Origin of the sequence: Brachybacterium sp. AOP42-C2-15 (assembly GCF_052377065.1) — a bacterium.
In the GTDB taxonomy this organism is placed as follows: domain Bacteria; phylum Actinomycetota; class Actinomycetes; order Actinomycetales; family Dermabacteraceae; genus Brachybacterium.
Window position 1 is genome coordinate 45,035 of record NZ_JBQSWK010000003.1, and the last position, 17,505, is coordinate 62,539.

Below are 17,505 nucleotides of genomic sequence, written 5' to 3' on the forward strand. Positions count from 1 at the left end.
GCTCGGCGTGCGGGTGATCTCCTTGCCGCGTCCGGAAGGGTGGAGCGGCAGGAACTGGCCGCTCTGAACGAGGCTGCTTCTCCCCGCTGACCGAGAACACCGTGCCCACCCTGGCCCCGTCGCCCTCGCTCTCACCGCGTCTGAGCAGGGCGCCTCGCCCGCGACCGCACCGCGTCGAGGATCCCGAGCACTCCCGAGGCCGTCAGGGCGAGGGAGCCCGCCACCCACAGGGCCGAGCCGATGAACGGTCGACCAACCACCATTCCTCCGGTCGGCCGATTGTTCGCCTCATCCCAGCCGTCCCACATCAACCGTGGGGGATCCAGGACGAGGGTCGCCGGCAGGATGACCAGCGTGAGAGCGGCGACGAAGGCGACGACCGCCCAGAGAGCCGGCCAGCGCGGGATCCACACCGTCGCGGCGGCGACCAGCACGATCGCCCAGATCGGGAGCATCAGGGGCAGGGAATCGGTGGTCCCCGGCTGGCCGGCGCTGGTCATGAGGAACGCGTCGAAATCAGGATCGCTGGAGACGCTGACGGGCACCACCAGGGTGATCACCAGGGCGGCGACCGCCACCAGCGGGAGCATCCTGCGCGGAGTTCTCATGCGCCGACCCTAGAACGTTGCCGGAGGGGAGGCCAGCCAGGCCCTCACCCCGCCCAACAGGCGCTCCTTCACCGCGACCGGCGCGGCCGAGATCCGGATCGAGGACGCAGCGAGGTCCGCGATCTCGGCGTCGTCGAAGCCGATCTCCCGCGCGGTCTCATACTGGTCCAGCAGGCGAGAGCCGAACAGCAGCGGGTCATCGGCGCCCAGGGCGATCTGGGCCCCGGCATCCACCAGGCGGCGCAGCGGAACGTCGGCCGCCTGTTCCACCACCCCCAGCGAGGCGTTGGAGGCGGGGCACACCTCCAGACCGATCCCGGCCTCGACCACCCGCTCCAGCAGAGCCGGGTCCTCTGCGGCGCGCACCCCGTGGCCCAGGCGGTGCGGGTGCAGATGCTCCACCACGTCCTCCAGATGCTCGGGTCCCAGCAGCTCCCCACCGTGCGGCACCGACATCAGCCCCGCGTCGCGAGCGATCCGGAAGGCCAGCGCGAAGTCTGCAGTGGTGCCGCGCCGCTCGTCATTGGAGAGACCGAAGCCGACCACCGGGCCGACGTGCCGCGCCGCCAGCCGGGCGAGGGTCCGCGCATCCAGGGGGTGACGGGTGCGGGAGGCGGCGATGACGATCCCGATGCTCACCCCCGTCTCCTGCTCGGAACGGGCGGCCTGGTCCAGCACGATCTCGATCGCCGGGGTCAGACCGCCGACGAAGGGCCCATAGCTGGTGGGGTCCACCTGCAGCTCGAGCCGCCCGGAACCCTCGGCAGCATCGTCCTCGGCCGCTTCGTGCAGGATCCGGCGCATGGCCGACTCGGAATCGACCACCGCCCGCGCCGCGTCGTACTGGCGCTGGAAGCGGAACCAGCCGCGGCGCGTGGGCTCGACCTGCAGCGCGACGTCGTCGGTGAGCGAGCGGGGCAGTCGGATGCCCCGCTCGTCCGCTAGCTCCAGGAGCGTCCGCTGGCGCATCGACCCCGTGAAATGCAGGTGCAGGTGCGCCTTGGGCAGTGCCGCGAGATCGCGGCCAGCACCATCGGCCGGACTCATCCGGCCAGGAGCGCTGCCACCCGGTCGATGCCCTCGGCGATGTCCTCATCGGCCAGGGCGTAGGAGAAGCGCAGGTGACCAGGGGCGCCGAAGGCCTCACCCGGCACCGCGGCGACCTCCGCCTCCTCGAGGATCACAGCCGCCAGCTCTGCCGAGGTGGTGATCTTCCGCCCGCGGATCTCGCGGCCGAGCACTCCGGAGACATCCGGGAACACGTAGAACGCGCCGGTGGGGGTGGGGACCGTGAACCCGGGTACCGCGGAGAGCTTCTCCACGATCAGGCGACGTCGACGATCGAACGCCTCGCGCATCTGCTCGACGGGCTCAGTGGGGCCGGTGAGCGCCGCCAGGGCCGCCCGCTGGGCGATGTTGTTGACGTGCGAGGTGAGGTGGGACTGCAGGTTGGTCGCCGCCTTGATGATGTCGGCCGGGCCGACCATCCAGCCCACCCGCCAGCCGGTCATCGCGAAGGACTTCGCCACCCCACCCAGCAGCACTGTGGTCTCGGCGAGCTCGGGCACCGCCTTGAGGACCGAGGTGAAGGGCATCTCGTCGTAGGTGAGGGACTGGTAGATCTCATCGGTGACCACCCAGATCCCGTGCTCGAGCGCCCAGCGCCCGATCTCGGTGACCTGCTCGGGGGTCAGCACCACCCCGGTGGGGTTCGAGGGGGAGCAGAGCACCAGGGCGCGTGTGCGCTCGGTGCGGGCCGCCTCGAGCTGGTCGATGGTCGGCACATAATTCTGGTCCACCCCGGCCAGCACCGGCACCTCGACCGCTCCGGTCTGCCGGATCGCCTCGGGGTAGGTGGTCCAGTAGGGGGCCGGCAGCAGCACCTCGTCGCCCGGGTCCAGCAGGGTCGCGAAGGTCTGGAACACGGCCTGCTTGCCACCGTTGGTGACGAGCACCTGGGAGGGCTGGATCTCCAGACCGGTGGTGCCCGAGAACGCCTCGGCCAGCGCCTCGCGCAGCTCCGGGAGGCCCCCGGTGGCCGAATAGCGGTGATTGCGCGGATCCTGCGCCGCCTCGATCGCGGCGTCGACGATGTGCTGCGGGGTGGGGAAGTCCGGCTCGCCGGCACCGAAGCCGATCACCGGCCGACCGGCGGCCTTGAGCGCCTTCGCGGTCGCATCGACCGCAAGGGTCGCCGACGGCTGGATCGCTCCGACCTGCTGCGAGATGCGGGCGTGCTGAGGGGTGTGCGGGCTGGTCGCGGAGATGCTGGCATCGTCGTTGGTCACCCGCCTATCGTGGCAGAGCACGCGATCAGTCGCCAGGTCCGACCCCATTCGGACACGGGGGAATACGGCGGGGGAGAACGCTGGGGGACCGTTCCTGGAGCAGATGTGATGTGATCTGCTGCCAGCCGATTCGCACGAGGTCCCTGCGGCTTGTATGCTGGTCGCTGGTCAGAATCACGATGCTCCTCCGGGGGCAGTGCGAAGACCTCATGAGGCCTGGTCCTCGTGAAGGGCAGTGGCGCAATTGGTAGCGCAGCGGTCTCCAAAACCGCAGGTTGCAGGTTCGAGCCCTGTCTGCCCTGCCGGTCCGGTCGGGGTCACCCGACCGGATGCGGATGACCTCGACGAGATCGGACAGCCCAGACGTGAACTCCAGCCAGAACGCCCCGTCGACGCCCACCGGTGCCGACGCCCAGGGCTCCGGGTCGAAGAACCCGTTCCTGGCCATCGGTCTGTTCATCCGCCAGATCATCGCGGAGCTCCGGAAGGTGGTCGTCCCGACCCGTCGGGAGCTGGTCCTGTACTCGATCACGGTTCTGCTGTTCGTCGTCTTCATGATCCTTCTGATCTTCGGCCTCGACTCCGTGTTCAGCTGGCTCTCCAGGATCGCCTTCACGGTTCCCGACGTGTGAGCCGCGGGCTGGCCCGCACCACGCAACGCACCGTGACCGATCAGTTCCACGCCGCCAGGAAGGCAGGTACCCGCCGATGAGCGACCAGACCTCTACCCCCGAAGAGTCCTCCACCCCCGACGAGTCCTACCAGGGTGTCGACGACTCCCTCTCCTTCTCCGCCTCCTCGCAGCCGCAGACCGCAGCGCCCCAGGTGGACGCCGACGAGCAGCCCGCCGACGAGACCGTCGATGAGGCGCCGGAGGCCGACGACTCCGCAGCGGAGCAGGATCCCGAGACCCTCGGCGAGTCCGAGCCCGTCGAGGACTCGCAGGATGAGTCCTCCGAGCAGGACGAGCCGACCGAGGGCGAGTCGGACTCCGCCGAGCAGCCGGAGGACGCCGAGCAGGCAGAATCCGCTGAGGAGTCCGAGGAGCCCGAGGAGGAGGACCCGCTGGTGCAGCTCAAGATGCATCTGCGCTCCTCCTTCGGCGAGTGGTACGTCGTCCACTCCTACTCCGGTCACGAGAATCGCGTGAAGACCCAGCTGGCCACGCGTACCGAGACCCAGGACATGGAGGACTACATCTTCGAGGTCCAGGTCCCGATGGAGGACGCGACCGAGGTCAAGAACGGCCAGAAGAAGATCGTCCGCCGCGTGCGAGTGCCCGGCTACGTGCTGGTGCGCATGGATCTGACCACCGAGTCCTGGCGCGTCGTGCGCGACACCCCTGGTGTGACCGGGTTCGTGGGCAATGCGACCGACCCCACCCCGCTGAGCTTCGACGAGATCTACTCGCTGCTGGCGCCCTCCGTCGGACTGCCGGAGAAGAAGCGCTCCTCGGGTGGCACGCCGGCCAAGGCCGCCGCTGCGCAGAAGATGCCCGACTTCCACGTCGGAGAGTCCGTCACGGTCATGGACGGTCCCTTCGAGACCATGCCGGCCACGATCTCCGAGATCCACACCGAGTCCCAGAAGCTTCAGGTGCTGGTGTCCATCTTCGGTCGCGAGACCCCGGTCGAGCTCGGCTTCGACCAGGTCACCAAGATCTGAGCGGCGCGCGGCAGCTGCCGCGTCAGTACGACCAGGATCACTCTCGATACCGGTCGACGCCGCCGCGACGTGCAGGTAACGTCGCACCCCGGACCCTTTTCCGCTTGACTGCGGAGATGGGTCCAGCCGTGGGAGGAGCGCATGATGAGCTCCGCCCGGACCACACCACAGTAAGGAAGAGCAATGGCTCCCAAGAAGAAGATCGCGAGCGTCATCAAGCTCCAGATCCAGGCCGGCGCGGCCACCCCTGCGCCGCCCGTGGGTCCCGCGCTCGGCGCTGCCGGCGTGAACATGATGGAGTTCGTGAAGGCCTACAACGATCGCACCGCGGACATGCGCGGCAACATCGTCCCGGTCGAGATCACGGTCTACGAGGATCGCTCGTTCACCTTCATCACGAAGACCCCGCCGGCCGCTGAGCTCATCAAGAAGGCCGCTGGGCTTTCGAAGGGTTCCGCGACGCCGCACACCGACAAGGTCGGCAAGATCTCCCAGGCACAGGTCCGCGAAATCGCGGAGACCAAGATGCCTGATCTGAACGCGAACGACATCGAGGCCGCGGCGAAGATCGTCGCCGGCACCGCTCGTTCCATGGGCATCACGGTGGAGGGCTGACGACAATGGGTTTCCGTAGCAAGGCATACAAGAACGGTGCAGCGCTGATCGAAGAGGGTCGCGCCTACTCACCGCTGGACGCACTGCGTCTGGCCCAGAAGTCCTCCCCGGCCAAGTTCGATGCCTCCGTCGAGGTCTCGATGCGCCTGGGTGTCGACCCCCGCAAGGCAGACCAGATGGTGCGCGGCACCGTCAACCTGCCCAACGGCACCGGCAAGACCGCCCGCGTCATCGTCTTCGCGACCGGTGCGCAGGCTGACGCCGCCCGTGAGGCCGGCGCCGACGAGGTCGGCGACGACGAGCTGATCGAGAAGGTCGCCGGCGGCTGGACCGACTTCGACGCGGCCGTGGCCACGCCGAACCTGATGGGCAAGGTCGGCAAGCTGGGCCGCGTGCTCGGCCCCCGCGGCCTCATGCCGAACCCCAAGACCGGCACCGTCACCATGGACGTGACCAAGGCCGTGTCCGACATCAAGGGCGGCAAGATCGAGTTCCGCACCGACCGTGCGGCGAACCTGCACTACCTGGTCGGCAAGGTCTCCTTCTCCGACCAGCAGCTGGTCGAGAACTACGTCGCAGCGCTGGACGAGATCCTGCGTCTGAAGCCGTCCTCCTCCAAGGGCCGCTACATCACCAAGATCACCGTGTCCACCACCATGGGCCCGGGCATCCCGGTCGACGTGAACCGCACCCGCAACCTCCTCGAGGACACCGACGAGGCCTGATCCTCTCCGGTACGCCTCGAAGGTGCACTCCGGCGCCCCGTCCACCAGCAGGTGGGCGGGGCGCCGTCGTCATGCACGGGGCGTTGGAATGTGACGACGCCCTGCCTGCCGCCGGCCGAGCCGCAGCGGCGCCCGACCGGCCCAGTCGCAGTTCCCCGCGACTGGCCCAGCCGCAGTTCCCGGCGATAGGCCCAGTCGCGGCCGCGCGCGATCGGCCCCTGTCGCGGGTTCCCCCACGACGCGCCGCGCGAGATCACCGATCTCTGCCGGAAACGGGGGAGATCGGTGATCTCGACGGCCTGAGAGCGGAGTGTCGCCATCTGCCCATCTGCCCATCTGCCCATCTGCCCATCTGCCATTCGCCATCGCGGCATCGGCCGACGGGGAGCGAGCCGGGAGGGGGAGTGGGCCGGGGGCGGGCGTGTCCCTCGACGGCGGACTCGACGGGGGAGTGGACCGGCCGGGGATGCCGTCGCGGATGTGATGCAGAACGCGGCTCTCGCCATGGCGCGGGCGCGCGGGTCTGGTCTACTCTGGACCTACCGAAGACCGCCGGTTGTCGTGCTCGACCCCGAGAGCGACCGAAGAGATCCCGTCAGGGATGGCCTGCGCAGGTGAAGAAGCGACTTTCGCGAAGTCGCCCGTCCGGCCCCGGCTGGAGCCATTCGTGGCACGGGCACCCACCGCGTTCGAGGCCTCGACACTTGCGTGTCGAGGCCTTTCCTGTTCTCAGACTTCTTCACCCGGTGGCGAGAGACCTCTGGAAGGAGGGCCATGGCTAACCCCGAAAAGGTGGATGCCGTCTCGGAGATCGCGGAGCTTTTCCGCGAGTCCGATGCCGCTGTCATCACCGAGTATCGCGGGCTCAGCGTGGGTGACCTCAAGGAGCTTCGTCGCTCCCTGGGTTCCGAGACGACCTACGCCGTGGTGAAGAACACGCTCACGGAGATCGCCGCCCGCGAGGCCGGCATCACCGCTCTCGATGGCACGCTCAGCGGTCCTACCGCTATCGCCTTCATCAAGGGTGAGCCGGTGGGGCCTGCGAAGGCCCTGCGTGACTTCGCCAAGACCCACGACCAGCTCGTGATCAAGTCCGGCTTCTTCGAGGGCAATGTGCTCTCGCAGGAAGACGTCCAGAAGCTCGCGGACCTCGAGTCCCGCGAGGTCCTGCTGGCCAAGGCCGCTGGCGCTATGAAGGCGTCGATGGGCAAGGCCGCCGCAGTGTTTGCGGCGCCGCTGTCGAAGGCAGCACGCACCGTGGACGCGCTGCGGGCCAAGCAGGAGGCCTGAGGGGCCTGAGCCTCTCAGCTCTCCGCACCCACAGCCTCAGCGCTGTCCCCCGTGCCTCCTTCACAGGAAGCGCGGTCCGCAAGACCTGGCGCGAAAGCGCCGCCTCACACCGCAGGGACGCAGGTCCCGACCATAGGAAGGAACGCCACCATGGCAAAGCTCAGCAACGACGAGCTCATCGAAGCTTTCAAGGAAATGTCCCTCATCGAGCTCTCTGAGTTCGTGAAGCAGTTCGAGGACGTCTTCGACGTCACCGCTGCTGCCCCCGTGGCCGTCGCCGCTGCCGGTGGCGCCGCCGGTGGCGAGGCCGCTGCCGAGGAGGAGCAGACCGAGTTCGACGTCATCCTCGAGTCGGCCGGTTCCGCGAAGATCGCCGTCATCAAGGAGGTGCGCGCCCTCACCTCCCTCGGTCTGAAGGAGGCCAAGGCGCTCGTCGACGAGGCCCCCAAGGCTGTCCTCGAGGGTGTCAAGAAGGAAGACGCCGAGGCTGCCAAGGCCAAGCTCGAAGAGGCCGGCGCGTCCGCTTCCGTCAAGTGATCCGTGGCGTGCCCTCCGGCGCGCGCCTGATCTGACGGCAGTCGTACTGCTTCCGAAGGGCCGTCCCGCGATGCGGGGCGGCCCTTCTGCATGCCCGGAGACGCCCCGGGGCCGCGATGCCTGCCCGCTCCGGGGGCGCATCGGCGCACCGTCACCGTTTCGTGACTTCCGGATGCTGACGACCAGGTGAAAGTTCGCTGGATGCTCCATAGGCTGACCCCGCCTATGTCGTGAATCACCCGGGGGTTCCTGTGCCATTTCGGCCGCTTCGTCGTCTCGCCGCTCTGTCCGGCGCACTGCTGATCGGGACCCTCGGTCTCGGTATGAGTGCCGCGGTCGCGGCCCCTGAGGTGCCGACGCCACCGGCCGCACCCAGCCCGGTGGAGGGTGTCCCCAGCCTCCCGGACGACGTCACCTCGGATCCGGTGGACGTCGTGGTGCTGCTGAAGGGCGAGGACTCGACCCTCTCGATGTCCCAGGAGAGCTCGCGGCTGCAGGCTCAGCAGTCCCTGATCGACACCTGGTCCCAGCGGCACGGGCTCGTCATCGACCGACAGTTCGGCTACCTGGTCAACGGGTTCAGCGCCTCCGTGCCGGGGGACCGGCTCGCCGCTCTCTCGCTCGAGCCGGAGGTGTTCTCGGTCCGCCGGGAGCGGGTCTACGAGCGCACCGAGCACACCGCCCGCGATCTGCAGGGAGTGCCCGCGGCCTTCGATGCCCACGGCGTGGACGGCACCGGCATGGTCATCTCGATCATCGACTCCGGCCTGGACCCGAGCCACCCCGCCCTGCGACTCGACGACTGCGGCGCGGCCGCGATCTCGGAGATCAATCCGGCCGCCGAGGCCGGGTTCACCTGCAAGATCCCCGACGGCTACAACTACGCCGACGAGAGCTACGTGATCAAGGACGGCGTGGTCGACGCGCACGGCCAGCACGTCGGCGGCATCGCCGCGGCCAACGGCTCCGAGGGCGACCACCCCGGTGACTTCGTCGAGACCGGCGAGCTGGACGGCGCCGCGCCCAACGCGCAGCTGCTCGCGATGAAGGTGTTCTCGAACTCCGGCGGCGGTGCCACGGACTCGGACATCGTCGCCGCGATCGAGGACTCGGTGAAGCAGGGCGCCGACGTGATCAACATGTCGCTCGGCTCCTCCAACGGGCAGAAGAACGCCTCCGACGCGAGCTCGCTCGCGATCGAGTCCGCCCGTGACGCGGGGGTCGTCACGGTGATCGCCGCCGGCAACGACGGCCAGAACTTCTCGCCCAGCGGGGTCGCCGATGATCTCTACGGGCTCCATGACGACGGCACCGTCGGCGCGCCGGGCACCCTGGGTTCCGCGCTGACCGTCGCCTCTATCGACAACTCGGTCCTCACGCAGCTGATGGCGTACGTGAACGACGAGACCGAAGGCGTGCCCTACTCGCCCGCCACCGGGACCCTCGATGATCAGCCGCACCGCCTGGTCGACCTGGGCCTCGGCACCGCAGCGGACATCGACGGGGTGGATCTGGACGGCGCCTACGCGCTCATCTCCCGCGGCGAGATCTCTTTCACCGAGAAGTACGAGAACGCCATCACGGCCAACGCCGGCGGCGTCGTCGTCTACAACACCGAGGATGCAGCCTTCGGGATGGCGGGGGTGGAGAGCTTCACCCTGCCCGGTATCACCGTCAGCCAGTCCGTCGGCCTCGAGCTGCAGGCCGCCATCGAGGCGGGGGAGACCACGCTGCGCATCACCGACGAGGTCGATGTGCGTGCGAGCGCGACCGCGCTGACCCCGTCGAGCTTCACCTCGTGGGGCTCGACCCCGACGCTCGACTTCGAGCCCGAGATCGCCGGCATCGGCGGCAATGTGTACTCGACGTACAACGACGGCACTTACGGCATGAACTCCGGCACCTCGATGGCTTCCCCGAACGTCGCCGGGATGACCGCGCTGGTGCTGCAGCATCTGGAGCAGACCCGTCCCGACGTCACCGGTGCCGAGCGGGTGGATCTGGCGAAGATCATGCTGATGAACACGGCGATGATCCCCGTCGAGGAGGGCTCCGACGTCCCGTCGGCCTCGCCGCGCCAGATCGGTGCAGGCCTCGCCCAGATTGATCGGGCACTGGGCTCCCAGGTCATCGCCACCGTCGAGGGTGAAGGCGCCGCCGCGCTGCGCGAGATCTCCGGCACCGCCTCTTTCACCGTGACGCTCACCAACAGCGGCGACACCGCCGCGGAGTTCACCCTCCCGAGCACCACCCTGCTGGCTGAGACCAACGACGCCGGCGGCGCCACCACGGTGCGCAGCTCGAGCGGCTCCGTGGCCACGCCGAACACGGTGACCGTGCCCGCCGGTGGCACCGCGTCCGTCGAGGTCGCCGTCACCCCTGAGGCGGGTGCTGATCACTTCACCGGCGGCTGGGTGCAGTTCACCTCGAATGACGCCGACCAGCCGAACCTCTCCATCCCCTTCCTCGGCTTCGCCGGTGACTGGAATGCCGAGCCGATCGTGCTCCCCGTGGGCGAACCGCTCGAGGGCGTCGGCGTGCAGAGCGAGCTGATCACGATGTGGGGCGGCTCCACCCTGCCGCTCAGCAGCGACATCGGAGAGTTCTGGCTCTCGCCCAACGGTGACGGCGACATGGACACCATCGCGCCGAATCTGGTGACGATGCGCAATGCCTCCGACATCCGCTACAGCGTTCTGGACGCCTCGGGTGCGCAGGTGAAGGTCCTGGGGCAGGAGCAGGGGGTCTACCGGAACCTGCTCGGCGACTGGGGACTCGTCGCCGATCCGCGCGAGCTCCAGTGGACCGGGGCTGCCTTCGATGGCACCCTCTACGACCCGCAGGCGGTGGGCTACGCCGCGCTGCCGGATGGGCAGTACACCTACCGGGTCGAGGCCCGGCTCGGTGAGGAGCAGGACTGGCAGAGCACCGACTTCTCCTTCGGGATCGACGCCACCGCGCCCGAGGTCGACTTCGGTCCTTACGAGGCTGGGCTGCTCTCCTTCTCGGTCCTCGAGGACGGCTCCGGCATCCTCGCCCCGCCCACCGCGACCGGCGCCGCCGGCGAGGACATCCCGGTGACCGAGGCGCCTGACGGCACGTTCTCGATCGAGGTCGACCCGGAGTCGGTCCCGTTCGTCACCGTCTCGGTGCTCGATGCAGGCTTCAACCTGGGCGTCGGCACGAAGGTCTTCGAACCCTCGACGATGCTGATCGCCAACGCCTCCCAGCTCGAGCAGGGCGTCCTCGGCCCGCAGTCGCTGCTGGTGCAGGACGGATCGCTGCTGCTGAGCGGCTATGTCTCCTCCGACATCGTCGCCGTGCGTGTCGGTGACCAGACGGTGGAGACCCCCGAGGGGCGCTCCCGCCACGTGCTCCCGCTGGCCGAGGGCACGCAGGAGTTCCTCGTCGAGGGGCTCGGCGAGGATGGCACGGTGCTGCAGGAACGGACGCTCCCGGTCACCTTCGACTCGACCGCACCGGAGCTCACCATCACCGCGATGGAGACCGACGCGGAGGGACACGCCGTGGTCGGCGAGGACGGGACCCTCACGGTCGCCGGCACGGTCGCCGACGAGCGCGAGGGCGCCCAGCTCAGCGTCACCTCCGGTGAGATCACGGCGCAGATCGCCGAGGACGGCAGCTTCGAGATCACGGTCACTCCGGGCGAGATCGCAGCGGCCTTCACGCTCTCCGCCTCGGACGGCGTGAATACGAGCTCGGAGTCCTTCGCGATCTCCGGGCGGGCCCCTGCCGAGACTTGGGCGATGCCCGAGATCACCAACGCCGACTGCGTGCTCGAGCAGGCCGCATGCTTCGTGCCCGGCGACACCCCGGATACGAGTGCCGACGGCAGTGTCTTCACCCTCCGCGGCGAGTACCTGTCCGGGGGCACGATCACCTTGACCCCGGGCAGCCGCGTGGACGAGGACGGGAAGTACACCGACCCGGAGCCGATCACGGCCCAGATCGCGGAGGACGGCGCCTTCGCCGCCGAGCTCCCGGTCACGACCGGTGAGAACCACTACCGCATGGTGATCGAGGACGCGGACGGCACCATCCGTTACGACCGCGGGGTCCGCCTGTACTTCGATGTCACGGCACCCACCCTGCAGATCGACGAACCCACCCTGGTGGGCGGGACCCTGTACACGAACACAGAGCAGGTGACCGTGGCCGGCACCGCGTCCGATGACGGCTGGGGCTACGGGCTCCGGCTGAACGACTCCACGGTCATCGAACGGTTCGACATCGGCAGCCCGGGGGAGCAGTCCAACCAGCGCGACTTCTCCACCGAGATCACCGTGGCCGATGGCGACACGCTGCTGGTCGAGTTCGTGGACTCCAACGGCAATGTGCTGTTGGGTCTGATCCCGGTCATCCTCGACCAGGACGTCACAAGGGTCGACATCGCGAACCTGGCCGACGGCGAAGTCATCGACGACGCCCGCGAGATCGAGGTCTCCGTCGCGGACGAGAACCTGGCTGGGATGCAGGTGCTGTTGGACGGTGAGGTGGTCCACGACGCGGCCACCGACCTCGCGACCGAGGAGCACGCCCTCGAAGACGCGCTGGTCGACCTGCGGGAGCTGCAGGGCGAAGACGCCGACGGCGCAGACGCTGAGGGTGCAGACACCGACGGCACAGATGGCGTCGACGAGGTCACGACCTTCGGCACCAGCACCCGTGCCGCGCAGACCGAGCTGAGCACCCAGGTGCCCACGGCCGACCTCGCAGAGGGGAACCACACCCTCACGGTGCTCGCCACCGACCTCGCCGGCAGCACGTCCACCTCAGAGCGGATCTTCCAGGTCGTCGCCGCCGAGCCCGAGCTGGGGATCAGCGGTCCCGAGACGGTGGAGCTGAGCATCCACCGCGAGCAGCTGGGCGACCAGGCCGCGCTGGCCCAGGCGGCGCTCGCGAGCTACCAGGTGACACTCGACGGTGACGCCGAGGCCGCCGCCGCGGCCGGATACAGCCTGCGGCTCGCGCCGGGGACCGTCCTGGCCGACGGAGAGCAAGCGGTGCGGGCCCTTGTGGTCGATGCGGCCGGTGACCCGGTCATGGGCGCTGGCGGCGAGGCGGTCGAGCTGGGGATCACCGTGACGGTGGCCCTGCAGCAGGTGACCCTCACCGCGGGTGAGGTGAGCGCCACGGCGACCTTCCGCAGCGATGACTCGCTGACGGCCACCATCGGTGATGCCGAGGGCGGCGAAGGCCGGGTGGTGACGCTCGCCAACGTCTACGGCTCCCTGGAGTCGGTCATCACCGTGCCTGGTGCAGAGGGCGAGCGGGTCCTGCAGCTGCTGGAGGACGGAACCCGCCTGCCGGTGACCTCCACCTGGGCGGACGGGATGCTGACCTTCTCCGGGCCCTCCCAGGCCTCGTACCTGATCCTGCCGGCCGAGGTACCCGGCGGCGGGACCGGCGGTGACGGGGGCGGTGATGACGGCAGCTCCGGCGGAGATGGCAACGGTGGCGATGCCGGCGCCGGAGGCGGATCTGGCAGCGGCGGGGGACAGGGCACCGGCACGGCTGACGGCGCCGGTAAGGGCTCGGGCGGTCCACTCGCCCGCACCGGCACCGAGATCCTCGTCCCGCTCGGGGCGGCGGCGGCGCTGCTGCTGGCCGGTGGGGGGCTGATCGCGCTTCGCCGCCGAAGCTGAACACCACGGGCCCTGAGTCCCGGTCCTGAGCTCCGGCGCTGAAACACGGCTCCGAGCCGGAACGGACTCCGAGCCGGAACGGTGAGGCAGATCATGTGGGGCCGCATCCTCTGAGAGAGGACGCGGCCCCACGTGCTGTCCCTAAGGTGCTCGCGCGCCGCGCGCGGCCGGCCCTGCGGGGCTGCAAAGGCGCCGGACGCGCACCCTCCGCCCGGAGGCAGGAAGATGCCCAAAAGGTACCCAAAGGTGCCCTGACGTGCCCCGACACTCCGGGCGGGACCCTGCCTGCTTGACTCTGGCGCGATTTCCCTTCATGCTTTTTCCCGTACGGAGCTGTTCCTGCTGCACGTGCCCGGTGTGTTCACACCGCCGGGCCGGTCGAGACAGACGGGCAGGAAGCACCGACAGAACCTCTGCGCCAGGCATATAGCGGCCGACGTGGATGGACCAGTCGCGTCGCGGCACTTGTGTCCATCCGCGAATTTCTGTATGCTCGGTCCTTGCGCTACGCGTCGCCCGTCGGTTCTGCCGCTCTGTTCACCACATTGTCTGCTCCACCGCCTGACGGGTGTTCGCCGCGCCTGGGATTCCGTCATCGGCCTGTGGAAGGACCCCCCTTGGCTGCCTCGAGCACCGATCGCACCACTGACATCGCACTTCGTACCGCCTCACCTCGCGTCACCTTCGCGAAGCTCGGCGACCCGATCGAGGTCCCGGATCTGCTGAGTCTGCAGACCACCTCGTTCGACTGGTTGCTCGGCAACGACCGCTGGCAGGAGCGTGCCCAGGAAGCCGCTTCCGCAGGTCGGGAGGACGTCCCGCAGACCTCAGGTCTTGCGGACATCCTCGAGGAGATCTCCCCGATCGAGGACTTCGCCGGCAATATGTCGCTGTCCTTCCGGGACCACACCTTCGACGACCCGAAGTACACGGTCGACGAATGCAAGGACAAGGATCTCACCTACGCGGCTCCGCTGTACGTCATCGCGGAGTTCATGAACAACGAGACCGGCGAGATCAAGACCCAGACGGTCTTCATGGGCGAGTTCCCGCTCATGACTCCCAAGGGCACCTTCATCATCAACGGCACCGAGCGTGTCGTCGTCTCGCAGCTGGTCCGCTCCCCGGGCGTGTACTTCGAGGAGTCGATCGACAAGACCAGCGACAAGCACATCTTCTCCGCGAAGATGATCCCGTCGCGCGGCGCCTGGCTCGAGTTCGAGATCGACAAGCGCGACCAGGTCGGCGTCCGCATCGACCGCAAGCGCAAGCAGTCCGTCACCACCCTGCTCCAGGCCCTGGGCCTGTCCCACTCGGACATCCTCGAGGAGTTCGGCGAGTTCGAGTCGATGCGCTCGACCCTGGAGAAGGACCGCATCGCGTCCCAGGACGAGGCGCTCATCGACATCTACCGCAAGCAGCGCCCGGGCGAGCCGCCCACGCGCGATGCGGGCGAGGCGATGCTGAACAACCTCTACTTCAACAACAAGCGCTACGACCTCGCGAAGGTCGGCCGCTACAAGATCGACAAGAAGCTCGGTCTCGACGGCAGCCTCTCCGAGTCGACCCTGCGCCTGCAGGACATCGTCTCGACCATCAAGTACATCGTCGCCCTGCATGACGGTGTCAGCGAGTACACCAGCACCGACGACAAGCCGGTCCGCGTCGAGACCGACGACATCGACCACTTCGGCAACCGTCGCATCCGCGCGGTGGGCGAGCTGATCCAGAACCAGGTCCGCACCGGCCTGTCCCGCATGGAGCGCGTCGTCCGCGAGCGCATGACCACGCAGGACGTCGAGGCGATCACGCCGTTGACCCTGATCAACATCCGACCGGTCACGGCGGCGATCAAGGAGTTCTTCGGAACCTCCCAGCTCTCGCAGTTCATGGACCAGAACAACCCCCTGTCGGGCCTGACGCACAAGCGCCGGCTCTCGGCGCTGGGCCCGGGCGGCCTCTCCCGCGACCGCGCCGGCATGGAGGTCCGTGACGTCCACCCCTCGCACTACGGCCGCATGTGCCCGATCGAGACCCCTGAGGGTCCGAACATCGGTCTGATCGGCTCGCTGGCGACCTTCGCCCGCATCAACCCCTTCGGCTTCATCGAGACCCCGTACCGCAAGGTCGTGGGCGGCCACGTCACCGACGAGGTCGTCTACCTCACCGCGGACGACGAGGATCGCCACATCATCGCGCAGGCCAACGCCAAGATCGATGAGAAGGGCCGCTTCCTGGAGGAAGAGGTCCTGGTGCGCCTCCCCGGCGGCGAGCCCGACCTGGTCGCCGTCGCGGACGTCGGCTACATGGACGTCTCCGCTCGGCAGATGGTGTCTGTCGCCACGGCGATGATTCCCTTCCTCGAGCACGATGACGCCAACCGTGCGCTCATGGGCTCCAACATGCAGCGCCAGGCCGTGCCGCTGCTCCGTTCCGAGATGCCGCTGGTCGGCACCGGCATGGAGCGTCGCGCCGCCGTCGACGCCGGCGATGTGATCACCGCGCTGAAGGCCGGTGTCATCGAGGAGCTCTCCGCAGATCTGGTCGTGGTGATGGCCGACGACGGCACCCGCCAGACCTACCCGATCGGGAAGTTCCAGCGCTCCAACGCCGGCAACTCCTACAACCAGCGGGTGCTCTTCGACGAGGGCGACCGCGTCGAAGCGGGCTCGATCCTGGCCGACGGCCCCTCGACCGATCAGGGCGAGCTCGCGATCGGCAAGAACCTCCTGGTCGCCTTCATGTCCTGGGAGGGCCACAACTACGAGGACGGCATCATCCTGTCCTCGCGGATGGTCCAGGATGACGTCCTCACCTCGATCCACATCGAGGAGCACGAGGTCGACGCCCGCGACACCAAGCTGGGCAAGGAAGAGATCACCCGGGACATCCCGAACGTCGGCGACGACGTGCTGGCCGATCTCGACGAGCGCGGCATCATCCGCATCGGCGCCGAGGTCGAGCCGGGAGACATCCTGGTCGGCAAGGTCACGCCCAAGGGCGAGACCGAGCTGACCCCGGAGGAGCGCCTGCTGCGCGCCATCTTCGGCGAGAAGGCCCGCGAGGTGCGCGACACCTCCCTGCGCGTCCCTCACGGCGAGTCCGGCACCATCATCGGTGTGCAGGTCTTCAACGACGACGAGGACGGGGACATCCTCCCCACCGGCGTCAACGAGATGGTCCGCGTGTACGTGGCCCAGAAGCGCAAGATCACCGATGGTGACAAGCTCGCCGGCCGTCACGGCAACAAGGGCGTCATCGCGAAGATCCTGCCGGTCGAGGACATGCCGTTCCTGGAGGACGGTACCCCGGTCGACATCATCCTGAACCCGATGGGCGTGCCCGGCCGAATGAACATCGGCCAGGTCATGGAGACCCACCTCGGCTGGGTCGCCAAGTCCGGCTGGGATCTGGATCCGACGGATGCCACCGCCGCTGATCTGCCCGAGGCAGCTCTGCACGGCGAGCCCGGCACCCCGGTCGCCGTCCCCGTCTTCGACGGCCTCACCGCTGACGAGGTCACCGGCCTGATCGCCAACCACCGCCCCAACCGGGACGGCGAGCGGATGGTCAAGGAGGACGGCAAGGCACGGCTGTTCGACGGCCGCTCCGGCGAGCCGTTCCCGGAGCCGGTCTCCGTGGGCTACATGTACCTGCTGAAGCTCCACCACCTGGTGGACGACAAGCTGCACGCGCGCTCCACGGGCCCGTACTCGATGATCACGCAGCAGCCGCTGGGCGGTAAGGCGCAGTTCGGCGGCCAGCGCTTCGGCGAGATGGAGGTCTGGGCCCTCGAGGCCTATGGCGCCGCCTACGCCCTGCAGGAGCTGCTGACCATCAAGTCCGATGACATCGCCGGCCGCGTCAAGGTCTACGAGGCGATCGTCAAGGGCGAGAACATCCCCGAGCCCGGCATCCCGGAGTCCTTCCGCGTGCTCCTCAAGGAGATGCAGTCCCTGTGCCTGAACGTCGAGGTCCTGTCCTCCGACGGCACGGCCCAGGAAGTTCAGGAAGGCGATGAGGAGGTCTTCCGCGCCGCGGAGGAGCTCGGCATCGACCTGTCCCGCCGGCCTCACGAGGGCGTCGGCTCCATCGAAGAGGTCTGAGGGAT

General features: G+C 68.5%; 11 protein-coding genes and 1 tRNA gene. 9 read left to right on the top strand and 3 right to left on the bottom strand.

Annotated features, from left to right (window positions below; genetic code table 11):
- Positions 1–131: 131 nt before the first annotated feature.
- The 3 genes from ACT3SQ_RS02505 to ACT3SQ_RS02515 are packed head-to-tail and all read right to left on the bottom strand — an operon-like array spanning position 132 to position 2,896.
- On the bottom strand, positions 132–608 hold the full coding sequence (locus ACT3SQ_RS02505; RefSeq protein ID WP_441446248.1) for a hypothetical protein: 477 nt from the start codon (positions 606–608) through the stop codon (positions 132–134).
- Positions 609–617: 9 nt separating this feature from the next.
- Positions 618–1,655 (bottom strand): adenosine deaminase, encoded by a 1,038-nt coding sequence (locus ACT3SQ_RS02510; protein WP_442332786.1) that lies wholly within the window; start codon positions 1,653–1,655, stop codon positions 618–620.
- A complete protein-coding gene (locus tag ACT3SQ_RS02515; protein WP_441446250.1) occupies positions 1,652–2,896 on the bottom strand; it encodes a pyridoxal phosphate-dependent aminotransferase in 1,245 nt (414 codons plus the stop codon). Before ACT3SQ_RS02515 ends, ACT3SQ_RS02510 begins: the two co-directional genes overlap by 4 nt.
- 229 nt (positions 2,897–3,125) lie before the next feature.
- Here ACT3SQ_RS02515 and ACT3SQ_RS02520 point away from each other — a divergent pair.
- From ACT3SQ_RS02520 to rpoB, 9 genes are all read left to right on the top strand, one after another.
- A tRNA-Trp gene (locus tag ACT3SQ_RS02520) sits at positions 3,126–3,198 on the top strand.
- Between the two features lie 63 nt (positions 3,199–3,261).
- The gene (gene secE / locus ACT3SQ_RS02525) at positions 3,262–3,528 is read left to right on the top strand and encodes a preprotein translocase subunit SecE (protein WP_441446251.1); all 267 of its coding nucleotides are present in this window, start codon (positions 3,262–3,264) and stop codon (positions 3,526–3,528) included.
- A gap of 76 nt (positions 3,529–3,604) precedes the next feature.
- Positions 3,605–4,561, top strand: coding sequence for a transcription termination/antitermination protein NusG (nusG, locus tag ACT3SQ_RS02530; protein WP_442332785.1), 957 nt, complete (start codon positions 3,605–3,607; stop codon positions 4,559–4,561).
- A gap of 183 nt (positions 4,562–4,744) precedes the next feature.
- A complete protein-coding gene (gene rplK, locus ACT3SQ_RS02535) occupies positions 4,745–5,176 on the top strand; it encodes a 50S ribosomal protein L11 (protein ID WP_441444666.1) in 432 nt (143 codons plus the stop codon).
- Positions 5,177–5,181: 5 nt separating this feature from the next.
- Complete coding sequence (gene rplA / locus ACT3SQ_RS02540) at positions 5,182–5,901, top strand: 50S ribosomal protein L1 (protein WP_441444667.1); 720 nt, start codon at positions 5,182–5,184, stop codon at positions 5,899–5,901.
- 774 nt (positions 5,902–6,675) lie between these two features.
- The gene (rplJ, locus tag ACT3SQ_RS02545; RefSeq protein ID WP_442331985.1) at positions 6,676–7,191 is read left to right on the top strand and encodes a 50S ribosomal protein L10; all 516 of its coding nucleotides are present in this window, start codon (positions 6,676–6,678) and stop codon (positions 7,189–7,191) included.
- Between the two features lie 150 nt (positions 7,192–7,341).
- Complete coding sequence (rplL, locus tag ACT3SQ_RS02550) at positions 7,342–7,728, top strand: 50S ribosomal protein L7/L12 (RefSeq protein ID WP_441444669.1); 387 nt, start codon at positions 7,342–7,344, stop codon at positions 7,726–7,728.
- A gap of 323 nt (positions 7,729–8,051) precedes the next feature.
- Positions 8,052–13,394: a S8 family serine peptidase gene (locus ACT3SQ_RS02555; protein WP_444600795.1), complete on the top strand. Its 5,343-nt coding sequence runs from the start codon at positions 8,052–8,054 to the stop codon at positions 13,392–13,394.
- Positions 13,395–14,011: 617 nt separating this feature from the next.
- Positions 14,012–17,500, top strand: coding sequence for a DNA-directed RNA polymerase subunit beta (gene rpoB / locus ACT3SQ_RS02560; protein ID WP_441444671.1), 3,489 nt, complete (start codon positions 14,012–14,014; stop codon positions 17,498–17,500).
- Positions 17,501–17,505 lie beyond the last annotated feature (5 nt).

Coding starts and splice junctions, on each gene's coding strand:
- ACT3SQ_RS02505 (WP_441446248.1), bottom strand. CDS start 608: ATGAGAACTCCGCGCAGGATGCTCCCGCTGGTGGCGGTCGCCGCCCTG.
- ACT3SQ_RS02510 (WP_442332786.1), bottom strand. CDS start 1,655: ATGAGTCCGGCCGATGGTGCTGGCCGCGATCTCGCGGCACTGCCCAAG.
- nusG (WP_442332785.1), top strand. CDS start 3,605: ATGAGCGACCAGACCTCTACCCCCGAAGAGTCCTCCACCCCCGACGAG.
- rplK (WP_441444666.1), top strand. CDS start 4,745: ATGGCTCCCAAGAAGAAGATCGCGAGCGTCATCAAGCTCCAGATCCAG.
- rplA (WP_441444667.1), top strand. CDS start 5,182: ATGGGTTTCCGTAGCAAGGCATACAAGAACGGTGCAGCGCTGATCGAA.
- rplJ (WP_442331985.1), top strand. CDS start 6,676: ATGGCTAACCCCGAAAAGGTGGATGCCGTCTCGGAGATCGCGGAGCTT.
- rplL (WP_441444669.1), top strand. CDS start 7,342: ATGGCAAAGCTCAGCAACGACGAGCTCATCGAAGCTTTCAAGGAAATG.
- ACT3SQ_RS02555 (WP_444600795.1), top strand. CDS start 8,052: ATGAGTGCCGCGGTCGCGGCCCCTGAGGTGCCGACGCCACCGGCCGCA.